This window comes from bacterium (genome assembly GCA_024228115.1).
Classification (GTDB): Bacteria; Myxococcota_A; UBA9160; order UBA9160; family UBA6930.
In genome coordinates, this window is the sequence record JAAETT010000649.1 from 1 (window position 1) to 17,538 (window position 17,538).

The window sequence follows — 17,538 nt, forward strand, 5'->3', positions numbered from 1 at the left end:
ATGATCCTCGGGAAGCCAATCCCGAAGCGAGGGCGGCAGGAGAAGCGACTGGTCCGGCTCGTAGCGTCGAAAGTCTCGCGGCATGGCTCACTCTAGCGAGACTCACCCCTCAATGGCCCTCTGCCGCGCAGACTCCTAGGTGTGTCTGGGTCACCCGTTCGCGTCGGGCCGCCCGGCGCGCGATGCCCTTCGGATCAATCCCCCGACGCACAGAGCGACCAGCCCCAGCCCCGACATGGCAGGCTGCCCGCGCACATCCCCGCTCAGACGCTTCGAGAATGCCATCGAACTATACATTGAATATGTGATTTTGTTGTTGACATCGAATAGATCGGGATGCATGATGCTGCCCGTTGGCACCCCCCTTCGCAGCACGAGGCCCAGACCTCTCCGTGACCACCTCGCCCCATCTCGACGTCGCCCGCCGATTCGACCGCTTCCTCCAGGAGGTCAACTTGAATCGCGAAAGCTTCGCGGCTGCCGTAGACGGGGCCATCACCTCGCACAGCTTGTTCTCGATCTTGAACGGGCACCGCCGACCCAGTCGGGCGCTGGCGGTGCTGATCGAGAGGACATGGGGTTTCCGCGCCGACTTCCTGCTCGACGGCAAGGGAGAGATGTGGACCCAGCCGGCCTACGGCTCGTCGCACATCGGCGGGACGATGCTCTCCCCTCTCGAGTCTGCGGTCGTCGAATTCATGCGTGGCTCCGTCGACAACGCGCGCGCCATGGACGAGCAGCTCGAGGTCGCCGAGACCTGGGCCGGGCTGGCGAGCTGGCTTCGGCGGCTCGCGGACGAAACCGTGGCGTCGGCGGACTCCTCTTCTCCCGACGAAAGAGCTGCGTATCCGCTGCTTCTGAGCATGTTTCTCGAAGAAGTTCGTTGGGCCACGGATCAGCACAGTCAGTTCACGTCCCTGCTCCGCCGCCTCCAGGTCGAGAAGCTGCTCGAGCCGATTTTGAAGCACTGCCTCGTCGACATTCCCGGGTCGATCCTCGAGGGCGAAGAGCTCGAGCGAATCCGGGCCGCGGTCGAGCCCTTGTCCATCCGCCGCGTGGAACTCTCTGCCGCTCTCGAAGATGCGGCAGCGCGCATCCGCTCGAGTTTTCGGGCTCTTCGCGAGACCGAACCGATGACCGAGGCCGCGCGAACCCATGCTCACCGCGCACGCCAACGCCGGGACCATGTGAATCGGCTCGCGGAACTGGCAGCTTCCGACCGTGCGGACCAGGCCAGAGAGCTAGTAGAGAAACTCCACGCGAGCTTCAGCGATCAACGACTCGCGGGCGACTGGATGGCGCGAGTCGTCCAGGACCTATCGCGCGAGACGATCTCCCAGACCCCCCACCCGGGCCAGAACCCGGCCCGTGATTCCAGCCAGGCTCGCTACTCCGCGATCATCGAGAACTACACGAACTAGCACTTTCTCGTCCTCGTGCGGCGCAGCCCGAGTGGGCCTCGCGGCAGTCGACAAGGAAATCAACCCACCAAAGGAGACCATCATGGCCGAAGCCACCGCGAAGAAGACCGAAGCTGAGAACGTTCGGACCCTCGAGACCCCGAAGATCAACTGGGACGACACCCAGATGCAGAGCACGTACGCCAACGTATGCAATGCCGTCGGCACCCGCGAAGAAGTCGTCCTGTTCTTCGGAATCAGCAACCCGCCGCAGACGGAAGGCGTGGACCTCTCGGTCAAGCTGAGCAACCGCGTGATCCTGTCGCCGCATGCGGCCAAGCGATTGGCAGGCCTCCTTGGCAACGTCGTCACCCAGTACGAACAGCGCTGGGGCGAGCTCGAGACGGCACCCAAGGCGGCCAACTAGACGGCTCGCCCGAAGCCGCGGCTTCGACGACGAAAGTATGGAACCTACCGTGCCCACGCTCGCGCCGCTGGCCTCGGCGGGGTCGGACCCGGAATCCCAACCCCCAACTCGCTACAGAGGACAACACCATGGCCGAAGCTGACAAGAGAACCCCCGACAGCGCCGACATCAAGCGCGATGGACCGACGATCAACTGGGACGACAGGAACATGCAGAGCTGCTATGCGAACGTCTGCAACGCCGTCGGCACCCGCGAGGAAGTCGTCCTGTTCTTCGGCATCGCGAGCCCGCCGCAGAGCAAGGGCGTCGATCTTTCCGTCGGCCTCTCGCAGCGCGTGATCCTGTCGCCGTTCGCCGCCAAGCGCCTCGCGGGCCTGCTGAGCAACGTCGTCAATCAGTACGAACAGCGCTGGGGCACACTCGGCGATTCCGCGGCCAAGGCGAGCTAGGTCGCGCCGCACTCCATGGACGTCCCGCATCGGGGATCCATGAACGGGGACCCGGAGCGCGCCGACGAGGCCGCTCCGGGTCCTGCCGTTCCCACGCATGCGACCGCGCGTGCATCGCTCGTCCAGGCCGAAACGCCGGCCGAGGCCGCTCGCGTATGGCTGGACGCCTTCTGGGAAGAACCGGATCAGGGCCGACGCGGCGTCGTGCTGATCGGGCCGGCCGACCGGGGCCCCTACGCCCCGATCGCGACGTGGCCGCCCGGGCGCAGCAGCGACGATGTCGCCGCCCTGCTGCCGTTGGCCGAGCAGTGCATGACCAAAGGGACCGGCCTGCAACGGGGCCGACCCTCGGGCCGCGCGTTGCTGTCGATGGAGGGACCCGCGTTCGCGGAGCCCCTGCTGGTCGATGGCAGCCTTCACGGCGCGGTGGCGATCGAGTACGCACCCCAGGCCGAACTCGACGCGGCCGATGCCGCCGACGCGCTGCGGCTCGCAATGGGCTGGCTGCAGGCGATCGTTCGGTGGCGCCTCGCACAGGAGGGAATGGGCCACGGCGCACGTCTCGAAACCGTTCTGACCGTGCTCGCGTCGGCGCTCGAATCGAAGGGCTTCCAAGGCGCTTCGATGGCCCTCGCCACGGAGCTCGCGACGCTGCTCGACTGCGATCGCGTCAGCGTCGGCACCGTCAACAAGAACCGCGTCCGGGTCGCGGGGCTCTCGCATAGCGCGCAGTTCGGCAAGCGAACCAATCTCATCGCCGCCATCGAGGCTGCGATGGAAGAGGCGATCGACTACAGCACTACCTTGGTTGCGCCCGCGCCGCACGACGACCTGGCAGGCGGTCTGCGCGCGCACACCGAACTCCTCCACCACTTCGGCACGGAGTCGGCGTGCACCGTTCTGCTGTCCGAAGGTCACGACGTGACCGGCGCGATCACCCTCGAACGCAAGCAGCCCTTCGACCCCGCCACGACCTCGATGCTCGAGGCCACCGCCTCGTTGCTCGGACCGGTGCTCGAAGCCCGACGAGAGAACGACCAGCACCTGCTCGCGAAGATCTGGCACGCCGGCCGCGGATTCGCGAAACGCCTCGTCGGCCCTCGTCATGTCGCCCTGAAACTCGCCTCTGCCGCGGTGATCGGGACCCTCGCCTTCCTGACCTTCGCGACCGGAACCTTCCGCGTGAGCGCCGGCACGATCGTCGAGCCGATTCGCAAGCGCGCCGCGGTCGCGGCCTTCGACGGGTACGTGAACAGCGCACCGGCCCGGGCCGGGGACGTCGTCGAGGCGGGGCGACTCCTCGGCTCCCTGGACGACCGGGATCTCCAGCTCGAGCGTGCGCGCTGGGAGAGCGAACTCGCCCAGGCCATGAAGCAATATCGACAGGCCCTCGCCGAGCGCGATGCCGCGCAGACGGAGATCGAGGCCGCCGCGATCGAGGAATCACGTGCGGAGCTCGACCGCGTCGCCGAGCGGCTCACACGGGTCGAACTGCGCGCCCCGTTCGACGGCGTCGTCGTGACTGGCGACCTCAGCCAACGCCTCGGAGCCCCCGTTCAACGCGGCGACGTGTTGTTCGAAGTCGCCCCGCTGGACGCCTACCGACTGATTCTGCGCGTCGACGAGAGTGACGTCGCGCACGTGCGCGAGGGGCAGACGGGCCACGTCATCCTCTCCTCCTTGCCCGAAGAGAGCTTCGAGTTCAACATCACGAAGATCACGCCGATCTCGGAAGCCGAGGAGGGTCAGAACACCTTCCGGGTCGAGGCGGAGTTGCGAAGCGGGGGAAGCACCGTTCGTCCCGGCATGGAGGGTGTGGCGAAGGTCGAGGTCGACGAACGGCGCCTCGTCTGGATCTGGACCCACGAGCTGATCGAATGGATGCGCGTCTTCTTCTGGAAGTGGACGCCCTAGCCCATGGCCTCCCTGTTCTCCCAGAACTGGTACCGGGTCGCGACCCTACGACCCGAACTGCGCCGCCACGCGACGATCCAGCGCCATGTCTACCGGGGCCGACCCTGGTACGTCCTGAACGACGTGATCAACCAGCGCGTGCACCGATTCACGCCTTCGACTCACACCGTCATCAGCCTGATGGACGGCACGCGCAGCGTGGAGGCGATCTGGGAGATCGCGACTGAGCACCTCGGCGACGATGCGCCGACCCAGGACGAGCTGATCCAGCTACTCGCTCAGCTCCACGCTGCGGACGTGCTGCGGACGGACGTCCCCCCCGATGCGCTCGAGATCCTCGAGCGACACGACAGCGCGTCGAAGAAGAAGCTGCGGGGCAAGCTGATGTCGCCGCTCGCAATCACGATCCCGCTCTTCGACCCGGACGCGGTGCTGCAGAAGATGATGCCCTGGGTACGGCCATTCATGGGGCGCGTCGGGATCGCGTTGTGGCTGGCCGCCGTCGTTCCGGCGTTCGTCGGCGCAGGCGTGCACTGGGAGGAGCTTTCCGGCGGGGCCATCGATCACCTCCTCGCGCCGACCAATCTGGTCCTGATCTGGCTTCTGTTCCCCGTCATCAAGATCCTCCACGAGCTCGGCCATGGCATCATGGCGCGCTACTTCGGAGGCGAGGTACACGACATCGGCGTGATGCTGCTCGTGCTCACGCCGGTTCCGTACGTCGACGCGTCGTCGGCATCGGCCTTCGCGTCGACGAGACAGCGCGCGCTGGTGGCCTCGGCTGGCATGATCGTCGAGGTATTCGTCGCCGCACTGGCGTTCTACGTCTGGCTCGCGGCCGAGCCCGGGACCGTCCGAACCCTCGCCTACAATGCCATGTTGATCGGTGGCATCACGACGATCACCTTCAACGCCAACCCGCTCCTTCGCTTCGACGGCTACTACATCCTCGCGGATCTCCTCGAGATCCCGAATCTGCGCCAGCGCTCGAATCAGCAGATCGGGTATCTGACCGAGCGATGGCTGCTGGGCCACAAGGACGCCGAACCCCCTGACGCGCAGGGCCGTGAGCCCTGGATCCTCGTGACCTTCGGGGTCGCGGCGTTCATCTACCGGGTGTTCGTCGTCGGCCTGATCTTGCTCTTCGTGTTCGAACTCTCACTGGTGCTCGGCGGGCTCCTGCTGCTGATCTCCGGCGTGGGTTGGATCGGGATGCCGATCTTCAAGGGGTTCCGGTTCCTGTTTCGGAACCCGCGGCTACGGCGCGTGCGCGGTCGCGCGGTCGCCGGCACGGCCGCCTGCGCGACGGCTCTCGCTCTCCTCCTCTTCGCGGTCCCAACGCCCTTCCGGACGGTCGCCGAAGGCGTCGTCTGGGTTCCCGAGCAGGCGCTGGTGCGTGTCGAGAGTTCCGGCTTCATCGAAGAGATCCTGGTCGAGCCCGGAGCCTCGGTCGAGGCCGGCACGCCGGTGTTGCGCCTTCGAGACCCCGATCTCTCCGCCGAGGTTCGAACCCGCGCCGCCGAGCTTCGCGCGCTTCGGGTTCGGGCCGCCGAGGCCCAGCGCGAGAGCGTGGCCCGCGCGCGCGCCCTCGACGACCGGGTCCAGCTCTCCGCGCGGAGACTCGCGCGAGCCGAGGAGGAATCGGAGGGCCTGACCCTGCGCGCGGGTCGTAGTGGCCGGCTCGTGTTGCCGAATGCCGAGGATCTGCTCGGACGCTTTGCCCGCCGCGGCGACCTGCTCGCGTACGTCGTCCGCCCGGACGGCTTCGAGGTCCGCGCGGTGGTCTCCCAGGACGACGTCGAACTCGTCCGCGATCGGCTCGAGGAGATTCGGGTGCGCCCCGCCGAACAGGTCGGAAGGGTTCTCCCGGCTCGGCTCTCACGCGTCGTGCCATCTGCGAGCGCTGCCCTTCCGAGCCCGGCGCTCGGGAGCGAAGGCGGAGGATCGGTCGCGGTGGACCCCCGCGAGGGAAACGGCACGAACGCCGTGCAACCCCACTTCCAGATCGAACTCACGCTCCCGGAAGGGGCCGGGGCGCTGGCGTTGGGGGGACGCGTGTACGTCCGCTTCGATCACGGTGCCGCCTCACTGGCGGACAGGGCCTTCCGATCGCTGCGACAACTCTTCCTTGCGAGGCTCGAGGTATGAGCTCGGCGTCTGCGGGGTTCTTTCGATTGGGCATCGCGCCGGGCGCGTACCCGGAGCGCGACGACGACGTTCCGTCGTGGCTCGACGAGACGGGCGAATCCCTCGCGCGCCGCGTATCGCGCCCCTTCCGGCAACGGGGCAGCAGCTCGACCGCCGTGATCCTCCAGACCCGCGCCTTGGCTCCGCACCTCGAGGACCTGTCCGACCTGGCACTCCGCGAGAAGGCCGAGGAGACAGGACGGGCCCTGCAGCGACACGGCCTCCAGACCGATGTCGTGGCCTCCGCGTTCGCGCTGACGCGGGAAGCCTCACGCCGCCACCTCGGCATGGCCCACCACGACGTCCAGTTGATGGGCGGCTACTGGATGCTGTCCGGGGCGATTGCCGAGATGGCGACCGGCGAAGGCAAGACGCTCACCGCGACCCTGACCGCGGCGACGGCGGCGCTGGCGGGCTGGCCCGTCCACATCATCACCGTCAACGAGTACCTCGTCGCCCGAGACGCAGAACTCATGGCACCCGTCTACGAAGCGCTCGGGCTCCGCGTGGGCGCCGTCGACTCGGACTTCGACCCCGCGAAGCGGCGTGCCGCGTACGCTGCGGACGTCACGTACGTCACCAACAAGGATGTCGCGTTCGACTACCTACGAGACCGCGTCGAACTGGGTCGCCGTCGCACGAAAATGCGATGTCAGATCGGAGAGCTGGCCAGCGGAAACTCCGCGCGCAGCAACCTGATGCTCCGGGGTCTCTGCTTCGCTCTCGTCGACGAGGCCGACTCGGTTCTGATCGACGAAGCGCGAACGCCTCTCATCCTATCGGCAGGCAGCGACCTCGACCCGCTCGAAGCCGAGGTCTACGAGAAAGCGGTCGAGCTTGCGCGCCATCTCCAGACCCCCGACGACTTCGTCGTCGACGAGCGCGTCCGCGGCGCGTACTTGACCGAAGCCGGCCGCGTGCGGATCGAAGGACTCGCACAGCCCCTCGGCGGCGTTTGGGCGGGGCCTCACCGGCGCGGCGAGCTGGTGTCGCAAGCGCTGACCGCTCTCCACGCGTTTCGTCGGGACGTCGACTACCTGGTGATCGACGGCGAAGTCAAGATCGTCGACGAGTCCACCGGGCGCGTCATGGCGGACCGCACTTGGCAACGAGGGCTTCACCAGATGATCGAAGCCAAGGAAGACTGCGAGATGACGGGCAGCACGGAGGCCATCGCCCAGATCAGCTACCAGCGCTTCTTCCGCCGCTACGAACGCCTCTGCGGCATGACGGGAACGGCGCGGGAAGTGCGCGACGAACTGGAGCAGGTGTACCGCGCCCCCGTCGTGCCGATCCCCACCCACCACCCTCCGAAGAGACTCGACCTCGGTCGCCGGGTCTTGCGAGACGCGGACGAGAAGTGGCAGGCCATCGTCGAGCGCGTCGAGGAGCTGATGGACGAGGGGCGGCCCGTCTTGATCGGGACCCGATCCGTGGCGGCGTCGGAGCACTTGAGTCGGCTCCTCGACGCCCGCCTTCTTCCGCATCTCGTCCTGAACGCACGCCAGGACGAGAAAGAGGCCTTCACCGTCGGCCTGGCCGGTCATGTCGGCATGATCACCGTCGCCACGAACATGGCGGGCCGGGGAACCGACATTCATCTGTCCGACGAGGCTCGCCAGGTCGGCGGTCTTCACGTCATCGCCAGTGAGAATCACGAGTCCGCGCGCATCGACCGCCAGCTCTATGGCCGTTGTGGGCGTCAGGGAGATCCGGGCAGCTGCGAGGCGATCGTCGCACTGAGCGACGATCTGCTCCAGGCCTTCGGCATCGGCCTGCTCGACAGGTGGCGCGGCCTCCGAGACCGCCTCGAGGGAGAACCCTCCCGTCAGAGCCGCTGGCTCCGTGAGCTCGCCGTCTGCATCGCCCAGCGCCGGGCCGAGCGCATCCACGCGTCGATGCGGCGCAGTCTGCTCAAGACCGACGCGCAGGTGAGTGGTCTGCTCGCGTTCTCAGGGAAAGGGGAGTAGGCATGCAGCGCGCCCGTTTCGTCATCCTCGCACTTGCGGCTCTGGTCGGATCCGACGCTCGCGGAGAGAGTGCGGATTGCCTGATCGAACCGTGGCGTTCGATCCAGCTCTCGGCACCGCTCGAAGGAGTGGTCTCGGAAGTGCTGGTCGATCGCGGAGACCGAGTCAAGAAGGGCCAGGTCGTTGCGCGCCTCGAGGCGGCACTCGAGCGCGCGAACGTCGCGACCGCGCGCTCTCGCGCACGCGCCCTCGGTGCGGTCCAGTCGACCGAAGCTCGCGAGTCCTTCGCCCGAAAGACGCTCGAAAGGCAGCAGTTCCTGGTTTCGCAGAACGTCGCGTCGAAGCAGCAGCACGAGGAAGCCCAGAGCGCGATGCGGATCGCCGAGGCCGATGCGCGGGCCGCTCGCGAAGCCAGGGAGCAGGCCCAACTCGAGCTGCGCCAGGCTCAGCGCGCCCTCGAACGGCGGACCATTCGCAGCCCCATCGATGGCGTGGTCACGAAGCAGCTCGTCTCCGCAGGAGAGTACGTCGACCCGCCCGAGATCCTGGAACTCGTCCAACTCGATCCTCTTCGCGTCGAGGTCTTCGCGCCGCTCTCCCTGCTGGGTCGGATCGAACAGGGAGAACCCGCGATCGTTCAGCCCGAAGCGCCGATCGGCGGGCGCTTCGATGCGACCGTGACCGTCATCGACCCGGTCGTCGATCCCGCCAGCGGCACCTTCCAGGTGCGACTCGAGCTTCCCAACCCCGATCACGTCCTGCCGGCCGGGCTTCGCTGTCGTGTCGAGTTCGGGTCCACCTCGGTCGCAGCGAGCGAGGTGGACCCGCCGCTTCCGGAGGGCAACCCGCCGACGGGCCGAACCAGCGCGGCGGCACCCGGAAGCGCAATCGCGCCGGCGTCGCCGACGCCCACCCGGACCCAGCGGGCGAACGCACCGCCGGACCTCGCGGCCGACCGCAACCGGACCAAGGAAGGCGCCTCGGCGAAGGGGCGGAGCCCGAGCCGGACCTCGTCGACGACCGCGACCGCGAAGGCCGAACGCGAGGGGAAGGCCGAACCCAAGGCGAAGGCCGGACGCAAGCTGAAGGCCGAACCCAAGGCGAAGGGGCGAAGCCCGAGCCTGACCCCGTCGGCGACCGCGGCCGCGAAGGCCGGACCCGGACAAGCGCCGACGGCACCGAACCCGGAGGCGAGCCAGACCGCTTCGACGGCACCGAACCCGGAGGCGAGCCTGACCGCGGCGACGGCAGCGAAGCGGGGGGCGAGCCAGACCGCGTCGCCAGCCGAGACGCAGGCAGCCAGTGCCCGAACCCCGCCCTCTCCCCCGAAGCCCGCGCCTCCGCCCCGGGTGACGTACCCGGTCCGGTTCGCCGCGGAGAAGGGGACCGTCATCGAAGTCGACGGGCACCGGATCGGGCGCGTTCCGATGCCCCCCCAGCGACTGGCCGAAGGGCGACGGCGGATCGTCGCCCGATACGACGACGGTCGGGTTCTCCAACAGACCGTCACCATCCGCCAGGCCGACCAGCTCGTGACGATCTTCGACGGACACCTCGAGTCCACGCTCGAGTCCTCACCACCCTCTCACGTGGATGCGCCGTCTCCCCAAGGGGCCTCCGATTCCTGACTCCTGACGCTGATCAGTCCATGACCAATCCTCTTATCCTCTGGGTTCGGGCCTCGCGCCGATGATTCTGAATCCGCCCCCGTGGTAAGATCCCCGACCAAGGAGTGTCGACGATGCGAGCTGTCGCTTCCACCACTGCGTTCTTCACCGCTACGCTCTTCATCGCTGCCTTCTCGATGACGCTCGTGGCACTCCCCGCGGCAGCGGTCGACGCGACCATCGAGATGAGCGCGGAGTCGGCCGTCGGCAGCCTCTGTTCGGGCGTCTCGAGTGGGACCGAATTCTGCTCGTCTCTCGGCCTCGCGAGCGCAGATCAGATCACCGTGCGCTGGTCGATCGACGACTCGATCACACTCAATGGGTACGACGTCGTCGTGTCCTGGGATGACGAGGAATTGACGCTCGTCTCGTGCGAGGCCATCGCCCCCGACCCTGGCGACCCCTCGCTGTTCGTGGTGTCGCCGTGCGACACGGGTGCCCCGGCCGGAAGCGACGCCCTCGCCGTGACGATCGGCCCCGGCTTCACGTCGACCCAACTCTTCAGCATGACCTTCGCGCTGACCGCGGTTGCCGTGTGCGACACCGACGGGCTCGCGGACGTCTCCTGGAGCGCGAACGGGGCCGGCCTGTCTCCGGCCTCGGTCGTGCTGCAGAATCCGTCAGGTGCCTCCATCGACATCGGTGCGCCCGTGCGGGCCTGCAACGATGGACTCGACAACGACAACGACGGGTCCATCGACTTCGATGGCGGTGCGTGCGCGGGACTTCCGGCGGCGGAGCAGACCTCCCCGGACCCGCAGTGCTCGTCTCCAACGCGGAATCGGGAGACCCGGTCAGCCTGTGGGCTGGGCCACGAACTCGTGGTCGTGCTCTCGGGCTTGGCGGGTCTGCGTCGGGCACGACGCCGCTCAGACCACGTCGGCCAGTAGGTCCACGAGGTCGTCGATCTCGCGCGCTTCCCGCTCCTGGTGCGAAGACGCGTTGGGGATTGCCTCCTCCTGGCCGATCGCTGCGAGCCGGAAGCCGATCTCGGCGAAACGCCAGGCGCCCGGCGACGTTCCCGAATCGCGAATGACGCCGTGTCGGTACAACTCATCGACGGCGGACACGATGTCTGCGGGTGCCAACCCGGACTCGATCTCGAGCCGATGGAAGTCGAGCTCGGTGCGCCCCCCCCGGGCCGCCACGGCGGCGAGGGATCGAGCCTTCGGACTCAGTGAATGCAGCACCTCCTCGGCACCCCCCAGAATCGATTGGGGCGGGCTCTCGAGAACGCGAAGCATGGCCTCCTCGTCGGGCCGCGCGTCCGTGGTCGAGCCCAACTCGGCCAAGTGCTCGCACCATCGAAGCATGCGACCCGGAACCAGACCCGACAGTTCACAAACGCGTTCCACGACCCGGTCCCCGACCGCGAAGGGAAGTTGGTGGCGAATCAGATGCGCCGCCTCATCGCTCTCCCAGATGGACGTGTTGAGCAATGACCCTCTCGGGCTTCGCAGCATGGCATGCTCCAGGTCATTGAGCGCGGGAACCCCTTGATCACGGCAGCACGCGACGACGAACAGTGGAAGCGAATCGAGTTCGTTCGCAAGCACTTCGAAGAAGCAGACGGCGCCGCGGTTCGCATGCTCGAGGGCCTCGATCGTCAGCAAGAGAAAGCCGTCTTCGGCGGACTCCTTGAGCACTCGGACCGCTTCGAGGATCCGTGGCGCCGGGAGCACCGAGCCTGCCGCAACCTGATGCGGGTCAGGGTCACGCAAGGCAAGTAGGACGGCTTCCCACGGCCCGGGAGGCTCACAGATGCGTCGCGCGAGGTCGATCCGCACGGCGCGCTCCTTCGCGATCCGCGACTCGAGCACGAGTGACCTCGCCGTCACGACCCTCCCCGTCCCATCGGGGCCACGCAGCACGGCGATGTGCCCCGTGCCGCCACGCGCCTCGTCTCGCCGCTGACGGAGCTCAGCGACCAACGCCTCCATCGTGGTCCAGACGGACGGTTGCTGGAGGCGCTGGACCTCCGCCTCCAGCCGTATGCCATGTCCTCGCTTCGTGACCACGAGCTCACGACCGCGGACCGGGTCGGCCAATGCGCGTCGCAGCTTGACGACGGCCTGAGCCAGCGAGTCTCCGGTGACCTGGACCCCGGACCACAGCGTCTCCGTGGCAAGTTCGCGCGGTACCTCTTCGGGCGCTCGCTTGGCCAGGAGGAGCAACAGGGCCAGCGGCTTGGGCTGCACGTCGACCAGCGAGCCTCTCCGCCGGAGCTCCAAGAGTTCGTCGTCGAGCTCATAGTCTTCGAAACGGAGGATCAAGGCCCGACTCCGACGTTCATTCGACCCTGGGTGTCGGCCGACATCAATGCGGAGAATCCAGGAGCTTCAGGAGTCGGGCCATGCCGAGCTCCCCCGCGATCCGTTTGGCGCGGAAGCGGAAGGTGCGTGCCTTCTCGCGATGACCGAGCCGGCTGTGCACCCTCGCCCGCCTCGCAAACGCGTGGGCGATGAAGGGAAGGCACGCTGCCTTGTCGGCTTCGGCCTGCGCAATCTCGAGGGCTGCAAGGGCCTTCTCCCATTCCCCTCGGGCCTCGTGACACATCGCGAGACCCAGCGAAACGGGTCCGGTGCAGAACACAGCGGAGCCGGCCACCGCCCAGGTCGAGGCCGAGGAGGACAAGAGGCGTCCCAGAGCGGCGGCGGCTTCCACGTCACCGAGTTCTTCCGCCACCCAGGCCAAGATGGCGGCCGCGCTCGCCCAGCTGTCCCGCCCTCGAATCCGCTCGCAGTCGATGCCGGTCAGCTCGGTCAGCAGCGCTTGCGCGCGGTCGGGCGCCCCCTGGTCGAGGGCGATCATCGCCATCCCGGCGCCGAGTGGAGCGAGCCACGTCTCGTGGCTCTGGTAGAGGCTCGCCACCGGCCCCGCCACTTCGGCGAGGCGAAGGGTCTTAAAGAGCACGATGCTCATTCCAGCGAGCGGAATGAAGGGAGGTGAGCTGCTGGGGGAGACCTCCTCGCGAGTCTGCGTGGCCAGCGCGAGCGCCTGGAGGTACGCGGCCTCTGCATCGGCGAACCTTCCCTGCAATCCGTGGCGAAGGCCGGCGTAGAGCCCGTACTCCACGTCGTGCGTCTCGAGTCCGTGGCGCTCGGCCAGCTGACGAACCTCGGCGACGCAACGGTCCGCCTCCGCGAACCGGCCCTGGGACAGCAGCGGCGGCACGCGGGCGAACGCTGCTGAGACGACCAACTCGGCGTCGCCGACATCACGAGCCCAGCTCAGGGCTTCCTGGGCGGTCGAGAAACGCGCCTGCGGCGGCATGCTGTCTTTGATCCGCTCAATGCGGCACCGAACGAGGGACTCCTCCGCTCGCAGGATTGCCTCCCTCGACCGCCGGCACTCCGCAGCGACTCCGTGCATCAGCACCTCGACCCGGTCGCTTCGCTCGGGGAAGAAGGCGTGCCAACTCGCCAGGCGCGCCGCGATCCGCGCTCGGAGTTCGGGCGCGAGGTCCGGCGTGCCGTCGAGGATCTTCTCGAGCTCGCTCACCAGCTCGAGATCCGGACGCCAATCGGGTTCGGTCGCGTATTCGATCGCTGAGCGAGCCGTGCGACCCAGATCCCCCAACCTGCGCGCCCGCGACAGCGCTTCCCGGTACCGCTGGCGAGCCTGCCAACGGCCCCCATGCGCGCGGTGAGCGTGGCCCGAGGCGAGCAAGAGATCGATCTCCAGCTCGGGATGCGACGAGCCCAGCTCGCGGAGAAGGGACAGGGCCCGTTCGAAATGCGCGCTGGCATCGTGGTGATGCAGCTCCTTCATCGACAGCACCCCACAGCGGACGCTGCATCGAAGCGTTTCGACGGCATCACTGAAGGGCCGTGCCTCAACGAGGTGGTGGGTCAAGGTGCGCAGTCCGCGCTCCGCGTCGCCGTCTTGCAGGCGCCGAGACGCCTCCGCGAGTCGACGATGCAGGTCGGCCCGAAGCACGGGCGAGAGGCTCGACACCAGCGCTTCGCGGAGCAGACCGTGCTCGAAGCGCACATCCCCGCCTTCCTCGCGCAAGAATCCCGCCGCCTTGGCTTCGGCGAGAGCCGCCGCGATGGTCTCCAACGGCATCCCGAGCGCATCCTGCAGGATCTCCGGCTTGATCTCGTGGACGAGCAACGCAGCGCACTCGAGCACGTCCTGGCTCGCGTCGCTCAGAAGGCGAATGCGATGCGCCGCGACGCGAACAACACTGTCCGGCAGCCAGTCGATCGGGTCGCTGGCTTCGTCGCCTGGGACGAGGGGCGTGCACTGCTGGACGTAGAGGGGGTTGCCCAGGGTGCGCGCATGGATGCGTGAGACGACGGCCCGGGTAGGCGCCTTTTCGCTGCAACGATGCAGGAGTTCGCCGACGGCAGCGCGAGAAAGCCCGGCGACTTCGATCCACTCGACATGGGAGGCCTCGCGCAGGCCGCCCAGCATCTCGGCCGCGGGCCCGCTCCCGGCGAAGGCCTCGGAACGACACGTGACGACGAAGTTGACCGACCGCCGATCGGTGGCCTCGGTCAGGTGCCGCAGCAGCTCGAGCGACTTCGCGTCGGCCCAATGCAGGTCTTCGAGCAGGACCACGAGGCGACGCCGTTGTCCCAGCTTGTGAAGCAGGGTCGCAGCGGCATCGAAGCAGCGATCCCACTCGGCACCGAGGCGCAGCGGGGCCCGCTCCTGACGGTCGGGCCAGACACTCGCGAGCTTGGGAACGACACGGCCCAGCGTACGCACCTCAGCCATGGTGCCGCTCTCGAAGCCGTACTCTCGGCACGCGTTCGCCAGCTCCAGGAACACCTGACTCCATCCCGAGAAGGGTGGCGCCCCGGGACTCGCGAGATTCGCGCCTTCGACGACCAGACTGCCCCTCCCGGCCATCTCGATCGCGGCCGACGCCAGCGCCGTCTTGCCGCTGCCAGCGGCCCCGACGATCGCGACCATCCCGCGGTCCGGATCATCCCAGGCCGCGGCGATCGACTCCAGCTCCCGTTCTCGCTCGAGCAGTCCCTGAAACGTCTCTTCCTCGTCCGCGTCTGCGATGAATCGCACGCCGACCCCCCGCCTCGTCCGGATGATGCGTGGCCTCCTCGCATCATCACCGAGCACGTGGCGCAGGCGGCGCAGTGCCTGATGAAGAGCGTGCTCCTGGAACGAGTGGTTCTCCCACACGTGAGTTGCGAGTTCTTCGCGCGTCACCACGCGAGACCGGTGCCGAATGATGTACAACAGCAGGTCATAGAGACGCGGCTGCAGATGCACCGGATCGCCGCCCCGCCGTAGCGTTCGCTGCTCGGGATCGATCTGGAAGTCTTCGAAGCGGATCATTCGCGTGAGTGGCTGAGGCGTGGGGCCAAGCGGTGTCGGCGGCGACTGCCGCCTCCGACGCGCGTACGGCTCCGCAGCCTGGCCGGTTGGCCGGTGAAGGGGTCGGGACCGGATCGGAGTCCCGCCGCCTCACGATCGGGCACTCGGTGTGAGAGGTTCACCGATACGTGCTGAGCACCGCCACGCCGATGACGAACGCGGGAAGCCATCGCGGCTCCGGAACGGTCGTGATGTCGACCTGACTGATCTGGCCCACGGCGAGACCGCCGAAGATGTCTTCGATCGTCAGCGTCCCGCCGATGAGCAAGCTGACGCCCGCGATTTCCGAGGGAAGGTCGGTGCTGGCCAGCGACGAGGAGGTCCAGTCCGAGCCCTGGACGGTCACGATCGTGAGAGGGCTCGAGACCGTTCCTTCGAAGGTGATGGCATCCCTGAGGGTCGCGTCCTCGACGATGACGAGGCTCGCATCCGTGACGAACACGGTCGAGCCGGCCACCGAGAATTCCGCGTCGAAGGCCCCCTGGTAGACCGCCGAGACCGGCGTCGTGACGGTGGGAATCTGGGTGGATTCGTAGAGCACCTTCAGCGTCCACGGACTCAACGCGGGAACGGACGCGATCGCGCTCGACGAGACGCCGCCCTCGATCGTCAGGGTCACGCTCACGGACCAGGCCGCCTGTGGTAGGAGCCCCAGCAGGAGCAGGAGAGCCGTCGCGCCGAGGATCCGTCCCCAGAACCTACGAGAGCCGTGCTGATCCATGCCGTCTCTTTCCTTCCGTCGCGGGCATCTGCGAACGCCCCCCGGGGATCTGCAGCCCACCGAGAGAATGGGTAGAGGAACCCCTCCTACGGAGCGATCTCCCTTCCCATTGTATTAACAAGCAAGTTCCATGCCACCGCAGCCCCCACGATTTCCCTTTGTGTTCCAGGGGATTGGGGGAGCTCTCCGACTCGGGTCGGCGCCGGAAGGAAGCACTCTTCCGTCGCTGTGGAAAACCGCTTCCTCGAATCACGCGGACACCCTCGAGGCGGAGAGGTGTTCGCCGCCTGCGACACCGAGCATCTCCGCGTGACGAGGCATCTCGCGTGTGATCCGCTCGTTCTGCACGAGGATCTTCGAGAAGACCTCGGCGATCTGCGCCGGCGCCGCGAAACCCGTCGAGGGCAACGGACTGCGGGGCCATCGGCCCAGCCCAGAAGCGATGGCTTGGAAGCTCGTATCCCCGAAGAGGGAGTTCCGCCCCCAGTCGGCGAGCCCGGTCGCATCGTACAGGGCCAGGGCTTCGGCCAGACTCTCGGAGAGGCGCGCGTTTCGCTGCGCGACCCAGAAAGGGCCGCGGTCGCAGCTGCTCAACCGGTAGTGGAGCACCAGGAAGTCCCGGAGCTCTTCGTACATCGCCTGCGCTCGCTCGTTGAAGCGTCGTGCCAACAAGGGCTCGAAACCCTGGTCGGGGAAGCAACGAATCATCTCCGCGACGGCCTCGATGATCAGATGAATCCCGGTCGACTCGAGCGGCTCCAAGAAGCTCGCGGACAGCCCGACGGCGACGCAGTTGCCCCGCCAGGGGCGCCGCCGGCGCCCCACCCGGAACCGAAGCGTGCGAAGATCGCGAACGGCGCCGTCTTCCGGGCCGACTCGGTCGATCAGCTCGGCGGCGGCCCTGTCCTCGTCCAGGAACGCAGAGCTGAAGACATAGCCGTGCCCGAGGCGACTCTGCAGCGGAATCCTCCACTTCCAGCCCGCCCCGAGCGCATCCGCCCTCGTGAACGGCGGCATCGCAGGATCGGGCGGTGTGGTTCCGACCACGGCGGCGTCGCACAGCAGCGAGGCCGAGTCGTCGGCCCAGGACTCGCCGAGAGCCTCTTCGATCAGGAGACCGCGGAACCCCGTACAATCGACGTACAGGTCCGCCGTCAGGGGTCCGTGCTCGCGCGTCACGATCTGGTCGATTCGATCGTCGGCGCTCAACGTGACGGCGTCGACGTGGTCGACGATGTGCCGGACACCATGCGCGACTGCGCGCTCCCCGACGAACCGGGCCAAGCGCTGGGCGTCGAAGTGATACGCGTAGGCTCCTTGCGGTGTGATGACGGAGCCCCCCCCCCCCCCCCCCCCCCCCCCCCCGGGGGGGCCCGCGCCCCCCCCCCCCCCCCCCGGGCCCCCCCGCGACGGCGGAGGGGAGGCGGGGGGGGCGCCCCGCCCGCCGGGCGCCGCGG

General features: G+C 67.8%; 12 protein-coding genes and 1 pseudogene. 9 read left to right on the forward strand and 4 right to left on the reverse strand.

What is annotated here, in order from left to right; all coding sequences use genetic code 11:
- Window positions 1-353: 353 nt before the first annotated feature.
- The 8 genes from GY937_27010 to GY937_27045 all read left to right on the forward strand — a co-directional run bounded on the left by GY937_27010 (window position 354) and on the right by GY937_27045 (window position 10,904).
- Window positions 354-1,421 carry a hypothetical protein gene (locus tag GY937_27010; GenBank protein ID MCP5060365.1) on the forward strand — a complete coding sequence of 356 codons (1,068 nt, stop codon included), beginning with the start codon at window positions 354-356 and terminating at the stop codon, window positions 1,419-1,421.
- A gap of 82 nt (window positions 1,422-1,503) precedes the next feature.
- Window positions 1,504-1,827, forward strand: a complete 324-nt coding sequence (locus tag GY937_27015) for a DUF3467 domain-containing protein (protein ID MCP5060366.1) — start codon at window positions 1,504-1,506, stop codon at window positions 1,825-1,827.
- A 128-nt stretch (window positions 1,828-1,955) separates the two neighbouring features.
- Window positions 1,956-2,276, forward strand: a complete 321-nt coding sequence (locus tag GY937_27020) for a DUF3467 domain-containing protein (protein MCP5060367.1) — start codon at window positions 1,956-1,958, stop codon at window positions 2,274-2,276.
- Between the two features lie 15 nt (window positions 2,277-2,291).
- Complete coding sequence (locus GY937_27025) at window positions 2,292-4,190, forward strand: HlyD family efflux transporter periplasmic adaptor subunit (GenBank protein MCP5060368.1); 1,899 nt, start codon at window positions 2,292-2,294, stop codon at window positions 4,188-4,190.
- A 3-nt stretch (window positions 4,191-4,193) separates the two neighbouring features.
- Window positions 4,194-6,338 (forward strand): HlyD family efflux transporter periplasmic adaptor subunit, encoded by a 2,145-nt coding sequence (locus GY937_27030; GenBank protein ID MCP5060369.1) that lies wholly within the window; start codon window positions 4,194-4,196, stop codon window positions 6,336-6,338.
- Entirely contained in the window at window positions 6,335-8,347 is a 2,013-nt protein-coding gene (locus GY937_27035; GenBank protein MCP5060370.1) for a prepilin peptidase, read from the forward strand. The genes GY937_27030 and GY937_27035 overlap by 4 nt, the downstream gene beginning before the upstream one ends.
- A gap of 2 nt (window positions 8,348-8,349) precedes the next feature.
- Entirely contained in the window at window positions 8,350-9,975 is a 1,626-nt protein-coding gene (locus tag GY937_27040) for an efflux RND transporter periplasmic adaptor subunit (protein MCP5060371.1), read from the forward strand.
- Between the two features lie 113 nt (window positions 9,976-10,088).
- Window positions 10,089-10,904: a hypothetical protein gene (locus GY937_27045; protein MCP5060372.1), complete on the forward strand. Its 816-nt coding sequence runs from the start codon at window positions 10,089-10,091 to the stop codon at window positions 10,902-10,904.
- Here GY937_27045 and GY937_27050 read toward each other — a convergent pair.
- The 4 genes from GY937_27050 to GY937_27065 form a co-directional block, all read right to left on the reverse strand.
- Window positions 10,884-12,287, reverse strand: coding sequence for a hypothetical protein (locus GY937_27050; GenBank protein MCP5060373.1), 1,404 nt, complete (start codon window positions 12,285-12,287; stop codon window positions 10,884-10,886). The genes GY937_27045 and GY937_27050 overlap by 21 nt on opposite strands.
- 43 nt (window positions 12,288-12,330) lie before the next feature.
- Entirely contained in the window at window positions 12,331-15,321 is a 2,991-nt protein-coding gene (locus GY937_27055) for an AAA family ATPase (GenBank protein MCP5060374.1), read from the reverse strand.
- A 157-nt stretch (window positions 15,322-15,478) separates the two neighbouring features.
- Complete coding sequence (locus GY937_27060; GenBank protein MCP5060375.1) at window positions 15,479-16,081, reverse strand: hypothetical protein; 603 nt, start codon at window positions 16,079-16,081, stop codon at window positions 15,479-15,481.
- 249 nt (window positions 16,082-16,330) lie between these two features.
- Window positions 16,331-17,365, reverse strand: coding sequence for a tryptophan 7-halogenase (locus GY937_27065; protein ID MCP5060376.1), 1,035 nt, complete (start codon window positions 17,363-17,365; stop codon window positions 16,331-16,333).
- Window positions 17,366-17,417: 52 nt separating this feature from the next.
- Between GY937_27065 and GY937_27070 the strand changes: the two are divergent.
- Window positions 17,418-17,538, forward strand: a pseudogene (locus GY937_27070) (RDD family protein).

Bases quoted from the DNA above. Each gene is read 5' to 3' on its own strand.
- GY937_27025 (MCP5060368.1), top strand. From the start codon at position 2,292: ATGGACGTCCCGCATCGGGGATCCATGAACGGGGACCCGGAGCGCGCC.
- GY937_27060 (MCP5060375.1), bottom strand. From the start codon at position 16,081: ATGGATCAGCACGGCTCTCGTAGGTTCTGGGGACGGATCCTCGGCGCG.
- GY937_27030 (MCP5060369.1), top strand. From the start codon at position 4,194: ATGGCCTCCCTGTTCTCCCAGAACTGGTACCGGGTCGCGACCCTACGA.
- GY937_27015 (MCP5060366.1), top strand. From the start codon at position 1,504: ATGGCCGAAGCCACCGCGAAGAAGACCGAAGCTGAGAACGTTCGGACC.
- GY937_27020 (MCP5060367.1), top strand. From the start codon at position 1,956: ATGGCCGAAGCTGACAAGAGAACCCCCGACAGCGCCGACATCAAGCGC.
- GY937_27045 (MCP5060372.1), top strand. From the start codon at position 10,089: ATGCGAGCTGTCGCTTCCACCACTGCGTTCTTCACCGCTACGCTCTTC.
- GY937_27035 (MCP5060370.1), top strand. From the start codon at position 6,335: ATGAGCTCGGCGTCTGCGGGGTTCTTTCGATTGGGCATCGCGCCGGGC.
- GY937_27055 (MCP5060374.1), bottom strand. From the start codon at position 15,321: ATGATCCGCTTCGAAGACTTCCAGATCGATCCCGAGCAGCGAACGCTA.
- GY937_27040 (MCP5060371.1), top strand. From the start codon at position 8,350: ATGCAGCGCGCCCGTTTCGTCATCCTCGCACTTGCGGCTCTGGTCGGA.